This window comes from Chromobacterium indicum (assembly GCF_039708975.1).
GTDB classification, from domain to species: Bacteria; Pseudomonadota; Gammaproteobacteria; order Burkholderiales; family Chromobacteriaceae; genus Chromobacterium; species Chromobacterium piscinae.
This window is the reverse complement of record NZ_JAYFSJ010000002.1, coordinates 48,275-68,675: the sequence shown is the minus strand read 5'-3', so window position 1 is coordinate 68,675 and position 20,401 is coordinate 48,275. Positions and strand designations below refer to the sequence as shown.

At 62.6% G+C, this 20,401-nt stretch carries 24 protein-coding genes; 23 read left to right on the top strand and 1 reads right to left on the bottom strand.

The genetic code is table 11. The annotated features are described in order from the left end of the window. The first annotated feature begins 51 nt into the window (after positions 1-51). From VA599_RS02815 to VA599_RS02755, 13 genes are all read left to right on the top strand, one after another. Entirely contained in the window at positions 52-1,239 is a 1,188-nt protein-coding gene (locus VA599_RS02815) for a phage major capsid protein (RefSeq protein ID WP_346787611.1), read from the top strand. A 41-nt stretch (positions 1,240-1,280) separates the two neighbouring features. Beyond that, the gene (locus VA599_RS02810) at positions 1,281-1,520 is read left to right on the top strand and encodes a hypothetical protein (protein ID WP_046158594.1); all 240 of its coding nucleotides are present in this window, start codon (positions 1,281-1,283) and stop codon (positions 1,518-1,520) included. 5 nt (positions 1,521-1,525) lie between these two features. Then, the gene (locus tag VA599_RS02805) at positions 1,526-1,846 is read left to right on the top strand and encodes a head-tail connector protein (RefSeq protein WP_046158595.1); all 321 of its coding nucleotides are present in this window, start codon (positions 1,526-1,528) and stop codon (positions 1,844-1,846) included. Next, positions 1,843-2,163, top strand: coding sequence for a phage head closure protein (locus tag VA599_RS02800; RefSeq protein ID WP_346787610.1), 321 nt, complete (start codon positions 1,843-1,845; stop codon positions 2,161-2,163). Before VA599_RS02805 ends, VA599_RS02800 begins: the two co-directional genes overlap by 4 nt. Next, complete coding sequence (locus VA599_RS02795; protein ID WP_346787609.1) at positions 2,150-2,617, top strand: HK97 gp10 family phage protein; 468 nt, start codon at positions 2,150-2,152, stop codon at positions 2,615-2,617. Before VA599_RS02800 ends, VA599_RS02795 begins: the two co-directional genes overlap by 14 nt. Beyond that, on the top strand, positions 2,614-2,994 hold the full coding sequence (gene gp17, locus VA599_RS02790) for a tail completion protein gp17 (RefSeq protein WP_346787607.1): 381 nt from the start codon (positions 2,614-2,616) through the stop codon (positions 2,992-2,994). The genes VA599_RS02795 and gp17 overlap by 4 nt, the downstream gene beginning before the upstream one ends. An 81-nt stretch (positions 2,995-3,075) precedes the next feature. Further along, positions 3,076-3,408 (top strand): hypothetical protein, encoded by a 333-nt coding sequence (locus VA599_RS02785; protein ID WP_346787606.1) that lies wholly within the window; start codon positions 3,076-3,078, stop codon positions 3,406-3,408. 63 nt (positions 3,409-3,471) lie between these two features. Beyond that, positions 3,472-4,401: a phage tail tube protein gene (locus VA599_RS02780; RefSeq protein ID WP_346787605.1), complete on the top strand. Its 930-nt coding sequence runs from the start codon at positions 3,472-3,474 to the stop codon at positions 4,399-4,401. An 8-nt stretch (positions 4,402-4,409) separates the two neighbouring features. After that, a complete protein-coding gene (locus tag VA599_RS02775; protein WP_346787604.1) occupies positions 4,410-4,796 on the top strand; it encodes a hypothetical protein in 387 nt (128 codons plus the stop codon). A gap of 8 nt (positions 4,797-4,804) precedes the next feature. Next, a complete protein-coding gene (locus VA599_RS02770) occupies positions 4,805-5,143 on the top strand; it encodes a DUF1799 domain-containing protein (RefSeq protein WP_346787603.1) in 339 nt (112 codons plus the stop codon). Further along, entirely contained in the window at positions 5,144-7,831 is a 2,688-nt protein-coding gene (locus VA599_RS02765; protein ID WP_346787602.1) for a tape measure protein, read from the top strand. Between the two features lie 2 nt (positions 7,832-7,833). Next, positions 7,834-8,175, top strand: coding sequence for a phage tail protein (locus tag VA599_RS02760; RefSeq protein ID WP_346787601.1), 342 nt, complete (start codon positions 7,834-7,836; stop codon positions 8,173-8,175). Then, positions 8,172-8,867 (top strand): phage minor tail protein L, encoded by a 696-nt coding sequence (locus tag VA599_RS02755; RefSeq protein WP_346787600.1) that lies wholly within the window; start codon positions 8,172-8,174, stop codon positions 8,865-8,867. The genes VA599_RS02760 and VA599_RS02755 overlap by 4 nt, the downstream gene beginning before the upstream one ends. Positions 8,868-8,870: 3 nt before the next feature. Here the strand turns inward: VA599_RS02755 and VA599_RS02750 are convergent, their stop codons facing one another. Continuing rightward, positions 8,871-9,353: a surface-adhesin E family protein gene (locus tag VA599_RS02750; RefSeq protein WP_346787599.1), complete on the bottom strand. Its 483-nt coding sequence runs from the start codon at positions 9,351-9,353 to the stop codon at positions 8,871-8,873. Between the two features lie 141 nt (positions 9,354-9,494). Between VA599_RS02750 and VA599_RS02745 the strand changes: the two genes are divergently transcribed. The 10 genes from VA599_RS02745 (at position 9,495) to VA599_RS02700 (ending at position 20,381) form a co-directional block, all read left to right on the top strand. Continuing rightward, complete coding sequence (locus VA599_RS02745) at positions 9,495-10,196, top strand: C40 family peptidase (protein WP_346787598.1); 702 nt, start codon at positions 9,495-9,497, stop codon at positions 10,194-10,196. Position 10,197: 1 nt separating this feature from the next. Further along, positions 10,198-10,752 carry a tail assembly protein gene (locus VA599_RS02740; protein WP_346787597.1) on the top strand — a complete coding sequence of 185 codons (555 nt, stop codon included), beginning with the start codon at positions 10,198-10,200 and terminating at the stop codon, positions 10,750-10,752. Next, a complete protein-coding gene (gpJ, locus tag VA599_RS02735) occupies positions 10,753-14,991 on the top strand; it encodes a TipJ family phage tail tip protein (protein ID WP_346787596.1) in 4,239 nt (1,412 codons plus the stop codon). 1 nt (position 14,992) lies between these two features. Then, complete coding sequence (locus tag VA599_RS02730) at positions 14,993-15,358, top strand: hypothetical protein (protein WP_346787595.1); 366 nt, start codon at positions 14,993-14,995, stop codon at positions 15,356-15,358. A gap of 4 nt (positions 15,359-15,362) precedes the next feature. Beyond that, the gene (locus tag VA599_RS02725; protein WP_346787594.1) at positions 15,363-15,527 is read left to right on the top strand and encodes a hypothetical protein; all 165 of its coding nucleotides are present in this window, start codon (positions 15,363-15,365) and stop codon (positions 15,525-15,527) included. A 30-nt stretch (positions 15,528-15,557) separates the two neighbouring features. Next, positions 15,558-18,569 carry a pyocin knob domain-containing S74 family peptidase gene (locus VA599_RS02720; protein WP_346787593.1) on the top strand — a complete coding sequence of 1,004 codons (3,012 nt, stop codon included), beginning with the start codon at positions 15,558-15,560 and terminating at the stop codon, positions 18,567-18,569. Continuing rightward, positions 18,566-19,042, top strand: a complete 477-nt coding sequence (locus VA599_RS02715) for a hypothetical protein (protein WP_346787592.1) — start codon at positions 18,566-18,568, stop codon at positions 19,040-19,042. The genes VA599_RS02720 and VA599_RS02715 overlap by 4 nt, the downstream gene beginning before the upstream one ends. A gap of 57 nt (positions 19,043-19,099) precedes the next feature. Then, positions 19,100-19,378, top strand: coding sequence for a phage holin family protein (locus tag VA599_RS02710; RefSeq protein WP_346787591.1), 279 nt, complete (start codon positions 19,100-19,102; stop codon positions 19,376-19,378). A gap of 62 nt (positions 19,379-19,440) precedes the next feature. Further along, positions 19,441-19,962: an N-acetylmuramoyl-L-alanine amidase gene (locus VA599_RS02705; protein ID WP_346787590.1), complete on the top strand. Its 522-nt coding sequence runs from the start codon at positions 19,441-19,443 to the stop codon at positions 19,960-19,962. Then, on the top strand, positions 19,962-20,381 hold the full coding sequence (locus VA599_RS02700; protein WP_346787589.1) for a hypothetical protein: 420 nt from the start codon (positions 19,962-19,964) through the stop codon (positions 20,379-20,381). The genes VA599_RS02705 and VA599_RS02700 overlap by 1 nt, the downstream gene beginning before the upstream one ends. The last annotated feature ends 20 nt before the right edge of the window (positions 20,382-20,401 follow it).

The window sequence follows — 20,401 nt, the reverse complement described above, 5'->3', positions numbered from 1 at the left end:
CGCCCTGAGCGGGCTTTTTTCATTTCAAGGAAAACAATGTCTATCCAAGCATTGCGCGACAAGCGCGTCAACATCGCCAACAAGATGAAAGCCCTGGTGGAGAAAGAAGGCGCGTGGGATGCCGAGCGCCAGGCTGAATTCAGCAATATGAAAACCGAGGTGGAGCAGATCGATAACCAGATCAGCGCCATTGAAGCCGCGTTGCGGGTTCAGGAAGGCATCGCCGCTACTGACGAGCAGACGGCCCAATTCCGTAACGTGTCTATCGAGAATGCGGCGGAGCTGCGCCGGGATTTGCTGGTGGCTTTCCTGCGCGATGGCCAGGAAGGCATTCAAAATCTGGTCAATTCCGGCCGCATCCAGAACGCGCAGACAGTCGGCACGCCGGCGGGTGGTGGCTATACCGTGACCCGCGAAATGTTCAGTTCGATTCAGGCGGCCATGGCTTTGGTCGGTGGCGTGCGCGATGTGTCCACGGTGCTGAAAACGGCGAGCGGCAATCCGCTGGATTTCGTGGTGACGGACTCTACGCAGGAAGAAGGCGAAATCCTGGGTGAAACGCAGTTGACGCCGTCCAGTGAAACCAAATTTGGCACGACTGACATGGGGGCATTCAAGTACACGTCCAAAGCGGTCGCGGTGTCGCTGGAGCTGCTGCAAGACAGCGAGTTCGATATTGAGGCGTACATCGTCGCGTTGCTGGGCCAGCGCCTGGGTCGCGTCACCAATCGCCATTTCACGGTGGGCGCGGGCGATAAGCAACCACGCGGCGTTGTGACCGCTGCATCAGTGGGCAAGGCGGCGGCGACTGGCCAGGTGGCGACGGTGACGCTGGATGACCTGATCGACTTGGAACATAGCGTCGATCCGGTATACCGCTCTGCCGCCAAGTGGATGTTCCATGACGGCACGTTGCGCAAGCTGAAGCAGCTGAAGGACGCGACCGGCCGCCCGCTGTGGTTGCCGGGGCTGGCGGTCAATGCGCCGGATACCATCTTGAACTATGGCTACCAGATCAATCAGCACATGCCGACGATGGCGGCCAATGCCAAGTCGATTTTGTTCGGCGACTTCAAGAAATATCTGATCCGCGATGTGATGGGCGCGACGCTGTACCGCAATACCGATTCGGCCTACAACGAGCGCGGCCTGGTGGGCTTTCATTCGATCTTGCGCACCGACGGCGACTTGGTGGACATCGGCGGAGCCATCAAGGCTTACCAGAATTCGGCAAGCTGATTTGCGCCCCTTCGGGGGCTTTCTTTTTCCAAGGGGGTGTTATGGCGGCAAAGAAGTCGGATGTGAAAATGGTCGAAGCTCGCGTGTTGTATAGCGGTGTGTTGAGCGGCGGCGAACTGGATGGCGTGCGAGTGCAGGTCAATGACGTGCTGATGGTGCCGGAATCGGCCCTAGAAGGTGATTGCGGGCTGGACGCTAACCCGGATGCGGTGGCCGCTGCATTGGCGTCCGGCGGTCGCCGTATCGCGGCGGATGGCGCTGTGTCTCAAGCTGGCGAGTAAGGGCAATGAACAGCGCTTTGTTTGATGATCTGGCCACAGTGCGGTTGCAATGCCGCATTGATGCCGATTTGACGGACGATGACCCGCTGTTGTGGCTGTATGTGCTGGCAGCGGAGGGGCTGGCGGCGCATGAGATCGGCCGGCCGCTGCTGGGCGAGGTTTGGAAAACGGCCGCGGACGTGCCGGAGAGCGTTCGCCATTGGGTATTGCTGCGCGTGGCGACGGCCTACGCGCAACGGGAAGCAGTGGCGTCCGGCCAGCCGTTGCAGGCCATGCCGCGAACCTTTGTAGATGGTCTGCTTGATCCCTGGAGGGTGTACCGATGAACGCCAGCATGATGAAAGATCGTATCCGGCTGAGCCAGCCAATCAAGACCCGTAAGCCGTCCGGCGGGGTGGTCGATGGCTGGACGGAGCCGAAGGCGGTGCATGCTCGCGTGGATTACCTGGGCGCGCGGACCTATACGGCGGCGCTGGCCGAGCAGACGGGGTGCAGCGTCCGGGCGACGATCCACCGCCGCGCGGTTGCGCATGGCTGGCGCGCGCTGGTGCATGGCCAGCCGTACAAAGTGAAGACGGTGCAGCCGCACGAAAACCGGGATTTTCTGGTGTTGATGCTGGAAACGAACGATGGAAACGGTTGAGGGCATTGGCGAGGTGCTGCGCGCGCTGGACAGCGTGCCGCGCCGGCTGCAAACCAAAGTGCTACGCCGAGGGCTGCGCCGGGGCGCGGCCCTTGTGCGAGACCATGCGCGCCGGCTGGTGCGCCGCCGATCCGGCGTGTTGGCTAAGTCCATCGTGGTCGCGGGTTCGCGCGGTGGCGGTCGTCGCGGCGTGATTGCGTACAGGGTCGCGCTCCAGCGGCGGGCGTGGTATGGCCGATTGCTGGAGTATGGCCATATGAAGCGCGGTCGAGGGCGGAAGGCCAAAGGCGGCGAAGCGCGGCGCGCAGCCGCGAGGGAGGCAAGCCAGGGGGCGGGGCAGATGGTCCCGCCCTATCCATTTATGCGGCCAGCTGCTGAGCGGTTGCCGGAGGCGCTGACCGTGGTCGGTGATACGGTTCGCAGCGCGTTGGAATCCGGGGAGTTGACGCGATGATCGGCGCGGCCGTGGTGGAGTTGCTGGCCGCGCCGGATGTCGTGGCGTTGATTGGCGACCGGGTGTATCCGGTGCGCCTGCCGGATGAGCCGGAATTGCCCGCAGTTGCCTATCAAGTGATTGATGAAAAGCGGGCGCGCGGCGCGGTGAGCAATCCGGGCATCGTGTTCAGCCTGGTGCAGCTGTCGATAGTGGCGGCGGACTACGATGCGGCGTATGCCGTGGCCTGGGCTGTTCGGCGCAGGTTGGAGCGCTGGCGGGGCGAAGTGGGAGGCGTCATGGTTTACGACGTGCTGGAGGATGGCGCGCAGGATGTGGGAGAGGACGCGCCGCATCTGGTGGCCATGACCTGGCGCATCCATTGGAAAGCAAATTGAAAGGGCGATGTGTCGCGAGTTGAACAATTGATGGTCGCCGTTGAGACGGCTTTGTTGGGGGCGACGGCGGCAGGCGCGCGAGTGAGCCGTGACTTGCAAAAAGGGTTGAATTTTGGCGAGTTCCCGGCGGTGTGTTTGCACCAGTTGCAGGATGTGCCGTTGCCTGGTTCGCCGGTTGGCTACGAATATCGCCAACTGTCGATAGAACTGGAATTGCTGGCGGAAGGCGATGTGCCGCATTCGGCTTGTGAGGCGCTGCGGGCGGAAGTGCATGCGGTGCTGCATGCCTACGTGGAGGTGCAGGACTTGCAGGCCGGCGCGGTGCAGTGGGAGTACGACGAGGAAAACCCGCGCCTTGGCATTTGCCGGGCGCAATACCTGCTGACCTATAGGCGGCGGGAGGGTGAGCTGTAGTCGGTTCGAAATGGTGTCAGGCTCGCTGCGGCGGGCCTTTTTTTATGCCTGGAAGAGGTGGAAATGTCACTGAATAGTAAGCGGGTGGCGATCATCGCCAAGGTGGAAACGAAAGAGGGCGTGGACGCGGTGCCGACTGGCGCGGCAAATGCGATTTTGGTCGCTAGTCCGAAAGTCACGCCACTGGATAGCGACAAAGCCGAGCGCAACATCGTGAGGCCATATTTCGGCAATGCCGAATCGGTCGTTACCGGGGTCCGCATGAAAGCCGAATTCGAGGTCGAGCTTGCCGGCGCGGGGGAGCCGGGGGCGGTGCCGGCCTGGGGCGTGCTGCTGCGGGGCTGCGGCTTTGCTGAAACCGTGGTCAAAGACACCGCTGTCAGCTACGCGCCTATTTCCACCGGGCATCAGTCGCTGACGATCTATTACAACCTGGACGGCGTGCAGCATAAGTTGCTGGGCGCGCGCGGCAATGTTTCGTTTGATTTCCAAAACAAGGCATTCCCGAAAATGAAATTCACCTTCACCGGAGTGCATGGCGGCATCGTTGATTCCGCAGCGCCGGCGCTGACGTTGACGCCGTTCATGACGCCGATGCCGTTCGATGCTGCGAATGTCGCGCACTTCAATCTATTCGCCTTCGCGCCAGCGGTGCAGAGCCTGACATTCGACATGGCCAATGAAGTCAAGCATCGGAGTCTGCCGGGCGGTACGGAACGGGTGTTGATTACCGGCCGCAAGCCCAGCGGTTCAGCGCAAATCGAATCGACGACTGTCGCGGAAAAGGATTGGTTCGAGATTGCTAGGACCGGCCGTCGCGGCATGCTCAATCTTGAGCATGGCAAGGTGGCCGGCAACATCATTCTGATAGAGGCAAACATCAGCATTGGCAGCGCTGACTATGGCGACAGCGACAACATCAGCATGACCACGCTGCCGCTCGCGTTACTGCCATACGACGGCGACGACGAATTCAAAATTACCATCCGCTAAGGGGAAGCATGTACACGATCAAAACGGATGGCCTGGCGCGCGTGCCGGCCGAAATTCATGTTCGCACGGAGTCCGGCGCTGAGCGCGTTATCGCGATCCAGCTGACGGGGCGCTTGTTGGCACAGCCGGCATGGGATGCGCTGTTCCAACGCCATGCAGGCGAGGACGAGAACGAAGCGGCCAGCCTGTCGGATGTCTACCGCCAGAATGCGCGCTTGTATGCCGAGACGTTCACGGCCTGGGAGGGGGTGTGTGGGCCGGATGGCCAGCCGGTCCCGCTGTCTCTGGCTGCACTGGAGGCCGCGCTGTTGTCCATTGATGGACCGCAGGTGAATGCGGCATTGCAACGCGCTGTTCATGAGCTGCGCTTTGGTGGCGCAGTCCGAAAAAACTGATAGAGGCGGTGCGCTGGCAGTTTGGGGAGCGCGCCGCCACGCGGTCGGAAAATCGCCGCGCGCTGCTGGATGCCGGCGTGCCGGCGGATCAGGTGGACGCGCTGCTGCCGGCCGAGGCTGAGCCGGAGGCTTTCGAGCTGCTGGCCGAAGGCTTGCCGGCGTGGCGGGTCTGGAACGCTATGCAAACGCAATGGCGGGTCGGCCCGGCCGGTGCCTACGGGCTGGACTATGCCGCGCTGCCGGTGGTCGAGGCCCGCTGTGGGGAGGCGCTGGATAGCGGGCTGTTTGACGCCTTGCAGGGGATGGAGCGGGAGGCGTTGCGCCTGATGTCGGGGAAAGGGGGGTAAATGGCGGAGCGAAATGTTGGCTCGCTGGTAATCAATCTGGAAGCGCGAGTCGCCCAGCTGCAAAACGACATGAGGGCAGGAAAGCAGGCGGTCGAAGACGCGGCGTCCAGCATTGAGAGGGATAGCAAGCGCGCCAGCCGAGCAATGGAGGAGGCCGCCGGAAGCGCTGGCATGCTGGCGCGGGCCGGAACAGCCATCGCGGGCGGTTTCGCGCTGTCGGCGGTAAAGGAAGGCGTGATCGCGGTCGCGCAAGCGCTGAATGGGGCGCAGATCGCCAGCGAGCGCCTGCAAAAGTCGCTGTTCTACGCCAATGGCGGCGACCTGAAGGCGGTCGCAACAGATATCGAATGGCTGCGCAAAGAGTCGGCAGATTTGGGACTGTTGTTTTCCAATGCGGCATCGTCCTATGTGCAGTTTGCCGGCGCGGTGAGAGGCACGCCGCTGGCACCCCATGCTCGCGCGGTGTTTGATTCGCTCTCTACGGCGGCAAGCGCGTTTGGCTTGAGCGCAGAGACGGCGCAAAGCGCGATGCTGGCCCTGGTGCAGATGTCCGCGAAAGGGGTGGTGTCGGCTGAGGAATTCCGGGGGCAGCTGGCCGAGCATTTGCCAGTGGCAACGCAGGCAGCAGCCCGCGCCCTGGGGGTGACGACTGGCGAGTTCAGCAAGATGTTGGAATCCGGCCAGCTGCTGGCCGTGGACTTCCTGCCCAAGTTCGCGGCAGAGCTAAAGAAGATGTCGCAACAGGCGGCAGACTTTGGCGGTGAGACTCAGAAAGCATCCAACAATTTCGTCAATTCCTGGGAAGCGATGAAAACGGAGGTGGCGCAATCCGGCGTGGCTAGTTTCATTGCTGGTCAACTGGCGATTCTGACGGATGCTTTCGATGATGTGTCAGAGTCGATGCGTCATGCGCGACGTGAGGGCGCGGGCTTTTGGGGGCAGGCGATGGCGGCCGGCGGCGCTGCCATGCGCTTCCTGAATCCGGTCAATGCACTGCACTACGACGCATCGAGTGACAACGCCAGAGCGGCCCAGCTGAAGGAGCGGATCAAGGACGGCGAAGCCAATCTATATGAATGGTCGTTTTCGCAGACTCTGGAACAGAAGCGGGCGGGCCTGGTGGCAATGCGGTCTGAGCTGGCTGAGTTGGAGAAGCGGGCTCGGGCGGTATCGAAAGATGCCGGCGCGGCGCAAAAGGAGGCCGAGGCAAAGGAGGCGGCGCGAAAGGATGCCGAAGCGCGGGCGAAGACCTATTCCCAAGATGATTCACGGCTGAATGATCGCGGCCAGTATGAGAAGCGCGTCAAGAAGGAGGAGGACGCGTATAAGGCTGCAATCGCAGGATTGGAGAAGGGCAGCGCGGCATACCTTCAGGCGGAAAAGGCGCATCAGACCGCGCTAGGCCAGCTGCGCGAGGACTTCGACAACAAGCAACTGGCGGCGCGTAAACGGGCGCAGGCTGCGGCGCGGCAGGCTGGCGCGCAGGGGCGGCGCGAGGATGCCGCCATTGATGCGATGCAGCGCGAAATCATGGGCGTTGAAAAGCTGTCCGCTGCTGAACGCATGCGCTTCGAGATTTCAGAAGGCAAGTATGCCGGGTGGAGTGCGGCGAGCCAGCAAAGGCTGTTGGCCATGGCGGCCGAGCTGGACGCGACCCGCCAGCTACGCGCCGAGAACAAGCGCTTCCTGGACGAGCTGAATCGTGATGTTGACCGTTACGAGGCCCAGCAGCGGGACGCGGCCCAACGGCTGCGCGGCGGCGAGTACGACAACGCGACCCAGCGATTGGACCGGGAGCATCGTCAACGACGCGTCGATATCGAATACAACGGCAATCTTTCCGACGAGGAAAAGGGCCGATTCGGCGCGGCAGAGGATCAGCGGCACGAACGGGCGACCGAGGCGCTGCGCAGCAGCGAGCGCCAGGGGATTGGCTTGCAGTCCGAAGACCAGCAGTTGCGCGACCAGTACGAAAACCGCCACCGCCTGATTATGGAGGCGACCACGCTCACGGAAACCGAGCGTGCCGACTACATCAGGCGCAATCAAGAGCAGTTGAATGCGGATCTGCTGAATCTGGAGCGCAACCGGGCATCAGCCATGTTGTCGAGTTCGAGCCAGCTATTCGACGGCCTGGCCGGACTGGCGGCCAGCTTCAAAGGCAAAAACAGCGGCATCTACAAGGCGATGTTCGCCGCAAGCAAAGCCTTCGCCATCGCGGATTCAATCATCAAAATCCAACAAGCCATAGCCACGGCCGCAGCGTCCGGGCCGTTTCCGGCCAACATGGGCGCGATGGCGACGGTGGTGTCAGCGACGGCGGGCCTGGTGTCGTCGATCAGCAGCACGAACCTTTCCGGCATGGCGCATGACGGCATCGACAATATCCCGCGTGAAGGTACTTGGCTGCTAGATCGCGGGGAACGGGTGGTCGATAGGCGCACGAATAGCGACTTGAAAGACTTTCTGGCCCGTGTGAATACGCCAGCCGCTGGGAGCGCTGCGCCGGCTCAGCCGGTGCGGGTGATCGTCAACAACCTAGCACCGGGCGCGACGGCGCGAACGGAGGAGCGGCAGAGCGCAGACGGCGGCCGGGAAATCCTGGTTCTGGTCGAGCGCGTGGTAGACAACAAGCTGGCCGCTGCGATGCGCCCGGACGGGCCGATTTACGATTTTGTCAGGGGGTAAAAGTGGCTGAAACATTTGGCTGGGTGCCGGAGTTTGGCGGTTCGTCGTCGGTTAAGGCCAGGGTGCGGGAAGCGAGGTTCGGCGGCGGCTACGCGCAACGTGTCGTTGACGGGATCAACGCGGCGGCGCGTGTGCGTAAATTGTCGTTCGCCGTGGGGCCGGCGGACGCCGACGCCATCGAGCGCTTTCTGGAGCGGCACGGCGGCGCGCGCTGGTTCTGGTTTACCTATCCCGGCGCGCAGCGCTGCAAAGTGCGCTGCGACGAATGGGACCGCTCTTATAGGGCCGCCGGGGATGAAGTGGTGAGCGTGACGTTTGAACAAGTTTTCGATCCGGGGGAATGATGGGGGTACTGCAAAGGGAAGGGCAAAAGCTGGTGCCGGATGCCCTGGTGCAGCTATTCGAGCTGCGCCCGCCGGGAACCGTGAACATGCAGTCGATGAGATTCACGGCGAGCGGCAACGGCCAGCCGGTGACGTTTCAGGGGTTAATTTATGAGCCGTGGGCCATCGAGGCCAAGGGGTTCGAAAGCAGCAATAAAGGCTCGCCGCGCCCAAAGCTTTCTGTGGGCAATATTGCGACGCTGCCGGATGGCCGCCAGCTGCGCGGGATATTCACGGCCCTGGTTGCCCAGCATCAGGGCCTTGTCGGCTGGCGGCTGATTCGGCGGGTGACGCATGCCAAGTTTTGCCAAGGCGGCGAGTTGGAGAGCTACCCGGAAATGTACCCGGAAGAGACATGGCTTATTAACCGGCGCGAAGCCGATAACGGGGACGTGATTACTTTCGAGCTACGCAGCCAATTGGACCTTGTCGGCAAGAAAGCGCCGGGGGTGCTGGTGACGCGGTATTGCCCGGCGCATGTTGTGTTTCGTGGCCCGCGATGTGGATATCAAGGGACGGCAATGTTTGACGCGCGAGACCAGCCGGTAACAGATGCGCGCCTGGAGGCATGCGGCAAGCGTCTGAGCAGCTGCAAAATCCGGGACAACCTGGCCAATTATGGCGGTTGTCCTGGAATGAGACGTTACAACTAGGCGTTATTGCTTGGCGCGACTGGCGAAATCATATTGCTTGGCCATTTCGGCATGGCCGCGCAAATACTCTTTGATGTTGGAAACCGGAGCAGCCAAATCCTTGCGAGCGTCTGGCTGGCATACATATTTCCACAGATAGTCATTTTCGCTATCCGGGATGATTTCCTGTGTGGATTTGTCTGCGACTGTGGCGTCATGGGGGACTTGGTCAAAATCATAGTAAATCGACTTCGCATAGGCCACGGTATGGGATTTGCAGTTGATGTTCCGCAAAGTCATATTGTAGGCATAACCGGCGCTGGGGCGGTTGTAGTCAACAGTCGGGGCGAACGTGGTCCAAAATTTGGTCGTTCCACCATTTTCAACGATGCTGTCTGTATCAACCAGTAGCGTGCCGGATTTCACATTGTAGTAAGTGGCACTCCAGCTGGCAGCAAATGCGCTGCCAGAGAGCAGCATTAAAGCTGCAATTAGAGTTTTTTTCATTCGTACATCTCCATCAGGAAATAAGGTTTAGTAGAGCAATTTGGATGCTCTGCCATGCAAGATAATGGCATTTGCCAGATGTGCAATAGAGGATCGTCAAATTTAGAAGCCGCGAAAGCGGCTTTTTTTATGGGTAAAGCGATGACTGCAACATCCGAACAAATCGCCGCGATGCTGGACTATGCGGCGCAGGCCGGCGAGCGCGAAGCCTGCGGCCTGGTGCTGGACTCGGGCCGGGTCTACGCCTGCCGCAATGTCGCGGCCGAGCCGGCGCATTTCTTCCAGATCGACCCGGCCGGCTGGGCGGCGGCCGAGCAGCTGGGCCGCATTGTCGGCATCTGGCACAGCCACCCGCACGGGACGGCTGAGCCGTCGCTGGTGGATCGGGCGATGTGCGAACGAACGGGTATGCCCTGGCACATCGTCAGCCATCCCGGCGGCGACTATCGCCACATCGCGCCCAGCGGCTGGCGGGCCGACTACCTGGGGCGGCCGTACTGCTATGGCGTGTTCGATTGCTGGGAGCTGGTCCGCGACTGGTTCGCGCGCGAACGCGGCGTCAGCCTGCCGCGACCGGCTGGCGAAGATGGTTGGTGGGATCGCGGTCTTGATCTGTTCACCCTGTCGGCCGAGGCCGCCGGCTTCGAGTGGGTGGACGATACGCCGCAGGCTGGCGATGTGCTGCTGATGCAGATACGGGGCCAGCAGCCTAACCATGTCGCGGTTTGGCTGGGGGATGGCCGGATTCTCCATCATCTGCGGGACCGAGCGTCCGAGACGCATATCTATGGCGGGTATTGGCAAGCGGTGACAGTAAAACGGGGGAGGTATCGGGGTGAGTGAATTGCGAACAATTCGCCTGGGCGGCGAGCTGGGCGAGCGCTACGGCCGGGCGCATCGGCTGGCGGTGTCGTCGGCGGGCGAGGCGGTGGCGGCGCTGAACGCGCTGTATCCGGGGTTCAACAATGCGATTCGCCAGCTGGACGAACGCGGCTTTGTGTTTCGCGTGGCGGTGGCGGATCGGGACATCGAGGAGCAAGAACTGTTGCTGGTATCGACTGGCGATGTGTTGATCATGCCGGAAGTGAACGGGGCGGGCGGCGGTAGTCGTCTGATCGGCGCGGCGCTGATCGTGGTCGGCGCGCTGACGATTGCCTTCGGTGGTTCGCAGCTGATGGCGGTCGGCGTCGGCCTGATGCTGACCGGCGCAATGATGTACCTGTCACCCGTTCCGCGCTTTGACCAGCAGCAGGCCGAGCAGCAGCAGGGCAAGTCCTCTTATCTGTTCAACGGCGCAGTCAACAGCAGCGCGCAGGGCGCGCCAGCGCCCTGGGGCTGGGGGCGGCATCGGGTCGGCGGCATCGTCATTTCGGCGGGCATTTCAGTTGAGGATATCTAAGTGGGTGCGTTGGAGGTAGTCGGCGCGGGCGGTGGCAAGCCGCAGGAACCGCGCAAGCCGCATGAAGCGCCGGATTCTTTGCAGTCGGTGGCGACAGCGAGAATCCTGATGTTGGTGGGGTTGGGCGAAATGGGCGGACTGGTCAATGGCGACCAGTCCGTTTTCTTTTCCGGGGTGCCGCTGCAAAACCCGGATGGCTCGCACAACTTCGAGCGGGTGCGGGTCGAGCATCGGACGGGCGGCGGCGCGCAAGCGCCGATTCCCGGCTTTGACGAGGTGGAAACGGAATTCCCAGTCGGCGTTGAGGTGAAGGGCGGCGCGGGCATCGTGCGCAGCATCGATGACCCGGAGGCGACCGCGGTGCGGGTAACGGTGTCGGTTCGCGGCTTGATGGAGATGACCGAGGAAGGGGATACCAACCCGTCCACGGTGGAAATGCTGGTCGATCTGCGCAAGCCCGGCGGGGCGTGGCGGCTGGGCCGCAACATCACGATTCAGGGCAAGACCCGCAGCAAGTATCAGAGGGCGATTCGCATCGAGCTGCCGGAGCCGGGACCGTGGGAGGTGCGGGTTCGCCGCCTGTCCGGCGACAGCACGACGCAACGCCTGATCAACGCGACCGAGTGGGACAGCTTCACGGTTATTCAGAGCCTGCAACTGAGCTATCCCGGCTATGCGCTGCTGGGCGTGACGTTCGACGCCAAGCAATTCTCATCGGTGCCGGAGATTACCAGCGACTGGAATCTGTCCACTATCCGCATTCCGAGCAATTACGACGCCGAGGCCGGAACCTATGCTGGCGCATGGGATGGCACATTCCGCCGCGCGGTGTCCTCGAATCCGGCCTGGTGTTTGTTCGCGCTGGCCACAGACGAGCGGTTCAATATCAGTCTGCCACCGGATGGCGCGTGGAAATGGGACTTGTACCGGATTGGCCAGTGGTGCGACCAGCGCGTCAACGACGGCATGGGCGGCCAGCGCCGGCGCTTCGAGCTGCACGACTACCACAGCGCCGGCGGCGATGCCTGGAAGGTCTTGCAAGACATGGCTTCGGTGTTTTGCGGACGCGTGGTCCCCAGCGCCGGGGGCATTCGTGTGGTCGCGGACATGCCGGGCGACGTGCCGGCCAAGCATTTCGTGCCGGCAAACGTGATCGATGGCCGCTTCAGTTACACGAGCACGGAACAGGCCGAGCGCTACTCGGTGGCGTCGGTGTCCTTCGTCGATCCGGCCGATAGTTGGAAACGCGCGATTGAATACGTCGAGCACGCGGACGGCTTGGCGCGCTACGGCTACCAGCCGGCCGAGGTGGTGGCGGTGGGCTGCACGAATCGGGCCCAAGCCCAGCAGCTGGGCCGCTACATTCTGGAAACGTCGCAGACGGAAACCGAGCTGATCAGTTTCGCGGCGGGGCTGTATGGCTGCGACCTGCTGCCGGGCGAGCTGTTCACGGTGTTTGACCCGGTGTTTGCCGGTCGCAACATGGCCGGCCGCCTGCTGGCCGTGGACGGGGTATCGGTCCAGCTGGATGCGCCTGTCACCCTGGACGAGGGCGTCGCGTACAGCCTGGAATGCCCGATGCCGGACGGCACGCTGGCGCAGCGCGGCGTTGTGGTGACGCCGGGCGAAACGGATCGCTTGCAGCTGGTCGCGCCGTTCCCGGCGCAGCCGGTGGCGGGGGCGACCTGGGCGCTGAGCGGGACCAACTTGCAGCCGACTATCTGGCGCTGCGTCAGCCGGCGCGAACGCGAGCCGGGCATTTACGAAATCAGCGGCCTGCAGCACAACCCGCACAAGTGGGAAACGGTCGAGCGGGGGATCTGTATCGACGCGCCGCCGGTATCGAATTTGCCAGATCCGGCGCAGATTCCGCCGGTCGCGACGGTGGCCATGCGCGAGGTGCCGTATTTGACCGGCGACGGCCGGCGCGAGGTCCGGCTAGAGGTGGATTGGCCGGCCGTCAGCCATCCCTATTTACGCGGCTATGTGGTCGGCTATCGAGAGGAGGGCGGCAACTGGCGCGAGCTGCCGGAGCTGTCGGCCAATCATGCCGAGCTGAGCGGCCTGGTGCCGGGCGTCTGGCAAGTGCGGGTGTCGAGCGTGTCGGCGACGGGTCTGCGCAGCATTCCGGCGCTGGCGAAGATCGAGACGCGCGGCCACGTCGCGCCGCCTGCGCGGCCGGCGCTGTCGGCGACGGGCGGGGCGATGGTGGTCAATCTGTCATGGCGCTACCCGGCCGGCGTGCCTGATCTGGTGCGCGCCGAGCTGTTCTATAGCGTGACGCCGAACGATGGCAACCCGGTGCGGCTGGCCGATGTCGCCTATCCGACGAACACGTTCGCGCATTACGGCGTGGGCGCCGGCGTCCGCTATTACTACTGGTTGCGGGTGGTGGACAGCTGGGGCAATCCGTCTGCATTCGCGCAGGCCGACGCCGAAGCGGTGCGCGACCCGTCGCTGTTGTTGCAGCAGCTGCAAGGCAGCATCAGCGGCGGCATGCTGGTGGACGAGCTGCGCCAGCCGCTGGAACGGGTGTCGAATCTGACCATCGATATCGATGGCGCGGCGGCGCTGGCGGAATCGGCCATCGATGCCGCCATGCAAAACGTGCTGACAAACGATTTGCTGGGCGACACGCAGGCCCGCCATCGCGCCTTGGCCAAGCAAGAGCTGAAGACGACAAGCGAGGCGCTGCGGCAAGAGGCGTCGGCGCGGCTGACCCTGGCGGCGCGGATGGACGACACGCAAGCGGGGCTGTCGCAAGAACAGATCGCGCGCGCCGAGGCGGACAGGGCGCTGGCCAGCGATGTCAAAACCCTGGCTAGCAAGACGGCCGGCGATGTGGCGGGCGTGCGCCAGGAGTTGCAGGCCGCCACCGGCCCGGACGGCGCGCTGGCCAAGCGGCTGGACCAGTTGACCGCCAAGCAGGAAGACGGCCAGAAAGTCGCGCAGGCAGGATTGCAGCAGGAACAGACTGCGCGGGCCGACGCGGACAAGGCGCTGGCCAGCGAAATCAAGACGCTGAGCAGCAAGACGGCCGGCGACCTGGCCACGGTGCGCCAGGAACTTCAAACCGCGACCGGGCCGGGCGGCGCGCTGGCCAAGCGGCTGGACCAGCTGACCGCCAAGCAGGAAGACGGCCAGAAAGTCGCACAGGCAGGATTGCAGCAGGAACAGACTGCGCGGGCCGACGCGGACAAAGCACTGGCCGGCGACATCAAGACCTTGACCAGCAAGACGGCCGGCGACCTGGCCACGGTGCGCCAGGAGCTGCAAACCGCGACCGGCCCGGACGGCGCGCTGGCCAAGCGCCTGGACACGCTGACATCGAGGGTGGGGGATTCCGAAACCACGATCAGCCAGCAAGCCAAGACGGTCAGCGGCCTGATGGGGCAATGGTCGGTGCAAATCACGCGCTCGAAAGGCGGCAAGGACTTTGTCAGCGGCTTCGCGCTGAACAATGGCGAGCGGGGCAGCGAGTTCGCCGTTCTAGCGGACAAGTTCCTGATTGCCCAGCCGAACGGCGACGGCGCGGCGCAGGTGTTCACGGTGGGCAAACTGAACGGCCGCGTCGCGGCCGGCCTGTCGGGCGACATGATCTTGGATGGCACGCTGATCGGCAATCGCGTGATCGCCAAAGAGTCCATCCAAGCCGAGCAAATCGACGGCAAGCGCCTTCGGCTGCTGGACAACGCCGGCAATGTCGTCGTCGATATGGACGGCATGGGCGCGCACAAGATCAAGGGCAAGCTGAAGGCCGAGCAGATCGACGCCACCGGGCTGACGATTCCGGGGCGCGATGGCCGGCCAATGATTGACCTGGACGGCGTGCGCGGGGGCTACATCCGGGATTTGGTGGTTGATACCGCCAGCATCGCCGGCAATGCCGTGACCGCGTCCGCCTTCGTCAATGGCGGCAGCATTGCGGTATATGTGCCGCCGGGCGCATCGGTCTATGTCACGGCGCTGATTGTGGCCAACAACAACGCGAACGGCGATGAGATCGGCGGCTTGGTTTGGGTGCGCTTGCGCCGTAATGGAGGCGTGATTTCCTCATGTCGGGGCAACGCCAGTTGCTCTTACATCGGCGCGGGTCGGCGCTTCTTCAGCGGCGGCTCTACGGTGTTGGCCTATGCCGATACGCCGGGAGAAGGGACGCATACCTATTCCATTGATGCCGATTGGCCGTATTCGGTGGGCGCAGCGGCCACCATTAGCGTGTTGATTCTGAAGAGGTGATATGAACGCGAGTTTCACAGTGTATGAGCGGGAAACGGGCCGCATCGTCCGGGACGGGAATTGTCCGGGGGCCTGGGTGGCCTTGCAGGCCGGCGAGGGGGAAGGGGCGGTCGAGGGGAGTTATTCCGCCGACGCGCACTATATCCCGGCCGGCGTGCCGACGCCCCGGCCGGCGATGCCCTGCATCCGCGACGGCGCGCATTTCAGCGGCTTGCCGGTGCCGTGCGCCGTAGACATCGACGGCAAGCGCTACGAGTGTGCGGACGGCGTGGCGGACCTGAAGTTTCCGCTGCCGGGCGTGTACCAAGTCCGCATTTCGGCATGGCCGTATTTGGATTGGGTGGGCGAGGTGGAAAGTGGAAATTAATCATGTGGCCGACTATGCCGGCCGCCGGGCGGATGCCTATCCCGAGATCGGCGAGCAGCTGGACGCGATGTGGAAAATCCTGGCGCGGTTGGATGTCGATGACCCGGAACTAGCCGACATGCTGCAACGCATTGGCACAATCAAAGAGAAATATCCGAAGCCCCGTTAATCGGGGCTTCCGCTTTTTATGGGGTGGTGAATGTCGGTAGATACAAACTGGTATCGGGTGGGCCGGATCAGCGTCGCGCAAGGCAGCGTCGAGGTCCGGGGCGAGGGGACGGGCTGGGAAGGGCAAACCAACGAAGGGGATATTCTGATTGGCCCGGATGGCCGTTGGTATGAGGTGGCGGCCGTCGCGGCCGAGGCGCTGCAACTGCGGACGCCCTACCTGGGCGCGACGGTCAAGGCGCAGCCTTACGCGGTGGTGCGGAACTTCACCGGTTCCCAGCTGGGCCGGGTGGCGGCGGATTTGGCCAAGATGCAAAGGCGTTGGCTGACCACGCTGGGCGGCTTCCGCGACGTGCTGCTGTCGGACCAGCCGCAGGCGACGCTTTATGACGAGCTGGGCGACGCGCATGCCGTGATGCCCTGGCCGGCCATTGAGTCCGCAGTTAAGACCGCGCTGGCCAAGGTCGAGGCGGCGCGGGTGGTGGTGGTCGATAACGCCGCCGATTTGATCGCCGCGCGCGACAGCGCGCAGGACAGCGCCAAGGCGGCCAAGGCCAGCCAGGACGCAGCGGCGGCCAATGCCACGGCAACCAAGTTAAACCGGGATGCGGTGGAGAAAAGCCAGGCGGCCGTTACGGCGGCGGAAAAGCGGGTCGCGGCCAGTGTAACGGCCGCCGATGCCAGCGCCAAAGCGGCCAAGCTGAGCCAGGACGCGGCGGCGGCCAGCGCCGACTCGGTAGCCGGCGCGGCGCAGGCGGTGGAAGAGGCGCGCGAGCTGGTTAAGGCTGCGGTCAAGCGCGGGGAGGTGATTCGAGTCAATTCCTCCGCCAATCCCGACAAGGGCTTCGTTTCCTTGAGTCCTGTCCATTCTGGCGGCAGCGGCGCGCTCTTCGCGCAATCGGCGACCGGCGGCGCGCTGATCGATCTGGACCCGCAGCCGCTGGACGGCGTGTCCAGTTCGACGTTGCGGCTGTTTCGCAATGTGACGACGAAGGGGCCGGTGCTGGTGGACATCCACGCAGGGGACGGCAGCGTGACGCTACAGCATCGGATTGGCGCGAGCGGGTCCGATACCCTGCTGCATCAGGAAGGCGGGCGGGTGGTGATCGGCCGCAGCGGCATGCCGAGCCGGCTGGACGTGGTCGGCCAGTCGCGCGCGGATACCGTCCGCGCCGGCAAGGGCTACCCGGACAAAGGGGATTCGTCGCGAGTCGGCTATGGGTTTGACGATGACGCCGATACGGGGCTGTTCGCCGACTATGAGGGCGACAAGCCCGTAACCGGGACGAAGAACCTGGCGTTTTTTATCAACAGCAAGAAAACGCTTGAAGTAGACCTTCAGGGGCGAGTGTGGTCGCAGGCATACGGCCTGCTGGAAAACAAGTTCGCGGACAAGCCCTATGTTGACGCCGCCGTCGCGCGGGTGATCGACAGCGCGCCGGACGCGCTGAACACGCTGAAGGAGTTGAGCGCGGCGCTGAACAATGACGCCAAATTCTCCGATACCGTCGCCAGCCAGCTGGCGAAGAAGCTGGAGCCTGAAGACCTGGCTGGTTATGGCTTGGGTGGCAATGCGAGCAATATCCGCGACGGGGTGCTATTCGATAAGCGGCCGAACGGTTTCTATCATGGTCAAACCAGCGATGGCAAAGGGCTGAAGGGAACGCCAAGCGACAGAAATGGCATGTTCACGGTCAATTACCTGAATGACCAATGGGGGACGTTGACCTATCGCGCCTGGGGTGGGGAGGTCTACGAAGCCCGGTTGGAAAACGGTACGTGGAGTAGTTGGAACCGTCATTGGCATACCGGCAACGATGGCGCGCTGTTGATGTATCGGCAAGGCTTGGGCAAAGACGTGGATCTGAACACGCTTCGGCAAAACGGCTGGTTCTGGCAGGGAGCCAACGCGAATGCGTCAACAGGCAGAAATTACCCGTGGGGGGTGGCCGGTGCGTTGTCGGTGCTGGAGCAGGGCAGCATGACGTTCCAGCAGTATCAAACCTATCACCCGGACAACACGCAGCTGTATTTCCGCAGCCGGTATAACGAGCGCTGGGGCGCATGGGTCAAAGTCTGGCATGACAAAAACCACGGCGCAGGGTCGGGCCTGGATGCCGATACCGTTGACGGTTTGCAAGCGGCCGATTTGTTGGCGTTGGCCGGGGATCAGCAGGTAACGGGCAACAAGCGGTTTCTCGCGCCGCTGACGTCTCAGCCGAACGGCAGTTCTTGGAAGGATTGGGCGACAGATGCGCGCTGGGCTGGTCTGCAAGTCGCCTGCCCGTCGAGTGGTTCGGCATATACGGTTTGGCGGGCAATGCAGGAAGGCAAGCGTCAAGTGGCGGCGCTGGCGGTATGCGGGGGCGGCAAAGATGACGCGGTGGCGCAAGCGGTGCTTCACCTAGCCGGAGCGGGCGTCAGCGACATGCCGCATGTGTGGCAGGGCAACGATTACAGAGCGGCGGGCGTTATCGAGGCCGGCGACAAGCTGCTGACGGGCAAGCTGGCGGGTGTGATGGCGAAGGGGGATCAGTCGTCCTCGTTGGAGGTGTGCGGGCCAGGAAATGGCCAGGGAGATAGCCAGATTGCGGCGGCGGCCTTCCATCTGCCGGGCGTGTGGGCGGTGAAGTTGGGATTGCGTAACGATGGTGTTTTTGGCCTGGGCGGCGGGTCTGCCGAGGCATGGCGCTGGTATGTCGATACCAAGACCGGCGACATGACGGCGGCCGGTAATGTGGGGTGGTTTTCGGATAGGCGGCTGAAGAAGGATGTCCAGCCGATTGAGGATGCGCTGGCCAAGGTGCAACGCCTTAATGGCTACACCTTCACCCGAACCGATACCGGCGCCCGCCAAGTGGGCCTGATCGCGCAGGAAGTGCAGGCGGTGCAGCCCGAGGCGGTGATCGAGGCGGCCGACGAAGCCAAAACGTTGACGGTTGCTTACGGCAATTTGGTTGGTTTGCTGGTAGAGGCGTTGAAGGAGCAACAGCGCAATTTCGAACAGCTAGAGGCCCGCATTTCCATGTTGGAGGCCGCATGACTTTGCCGGCTAGCGGGGCGTTATCGGCGCGTGATTTGAACAAAGAATTAGGGCGGGGGGAGGCGCAAAATGGTAGCGCCAACGATTTGGCATTTAGGCAGCTGGCTAAAGTTTCGGCGGGTGGTTATTCGGCATCGGCATTTTATGGAAAACGTCGGCCTATTGAAATTACGCTGAGTGATACGGTGGTGAGTTCCCATTATAATACTGGAGGGACTTGGCCATGGCAGACTGAGCGGGATGTTAGTTCGAAGATTGCATATGCCGAAGGGTACTATCTGACTTATAAATGGAAGCAGGTTGGCCCGGAAAATCCAAAAGTTAGGCCTTTTGTGTGGGATGATAAGAGTTGGGTAACGTTTACCAGTATGGAGCCGGTCAAGGATGTGAAATTCCAACTATATGTTTATGATGGGGTAACTAAGGATTTGCTGGGGGTGAGTCCTGTTGTAAGTGTGACATTAGGGCCATAACTGGAAGTAGAGAAGCAAAAGGGGCAAGCGCCCCTTTTTTTATTTGTGAGAAAGAAAATGCAAGAGCATGAAAAGGGGCTGGTCGCGTTGGTGGTGGTTGGGGCGGCTATTGGACTTAGTAAGTTGCTGGTAAGCCAAGAACAAATCACGATGCGGTTGGCGTTCGGTCGTTCGATCCTGGGCGGTGCGACGTCGGCAGTGGCTGGCGTGGTGTTAACTCGCTTTCCCGATATGCCATTGCCGGCCCTGGTTGGTGTTGGTGCGGCTATCGGCATCCTGGGGGCACAGTATCTGGAAGCCTGGTTAAAACAGCGGGCCGATAAAATCGGAAGCTGAGCAAAGTTATTTATGAATGATATGCCCGCCTTGTGCGGGCTTTTTTTATGGGAGTTGGGAATATGAAATTTTTGGTATCTGCTGGCCATGGTGGCAATGATCCGGGCGCTGTGGCGAATGGCGCGCGTGAGGCAGACATTGCGCTGGAGTTTCGCAATCTCGTTGCCGAGCGGCTGCGCGCCGCTGGGCATGATGTTGTGACGGATGGCCAGGGCCAGGAAAACAAGCCGCTGGCCGAGGCGCTGCGCTTTATCCCTGGTCGGGATATCGCCGTCGAGTTTCACTGTAACGCCGCTGTGAACCCACTGGCGCGTGGCGTGGAGTCTATCGCGCTGCCGGCGCTGCGCGGCATCAGTCAACGCATCAGCGCGGCTGTGGCGAGCGTCCTGGGCAGTCCGCTGCGCGGTGCGGGCGGGTGGATTGACCAGAGCGCGAGCGCGCGCGGCCGGCTGGCATTCGTCAATGCGGGCGGCGTCATCGTTGAGTTGTTTTTCATCACCAATGCGGCGGAGCTGGCTGCCTATCAAGCCAACAAGGAACGGCTGGCGCAGGCCGTGGCCGATGCAATCGCGGGGCGGCTGTGATGTTGTCGGGGAGAGTTTATGCCCTGGGCGGCCTGCTGCTGGCCGCGCTATGGGCCGGGACGGTATGGCGAGCCTATGGGCATGGCCGGGAGGTTGAGCGGCTGCAGGCGGCTGCTGTAACCGCCTCGGCCGACGCAAGCCGGGCGCGGGGTGATCTTGACGTCTATCGCGCTGAAACGGTGCGTTTGCATCAAGTGTCCGTCGATATCGAAGCGCGGCTAGATCAGCTGCGAAACGTGAACCCAAAAATTATCGAGAGGTATAACCGTGTTGTCGAGCAAGTTCCTTTGCCCGCTGATTGCCGCCCTGGTCCTGAGCGGCTGCGCGAACTCAATACAGCCATCGCTGCAGCCAATGCCGCCATTGCCGGCAAACATGGTGAAGCCGTGCCGGCTGCTGGAGCCGGTAACGGTGGATAGTTGGGATGTGGTGGGGCGTG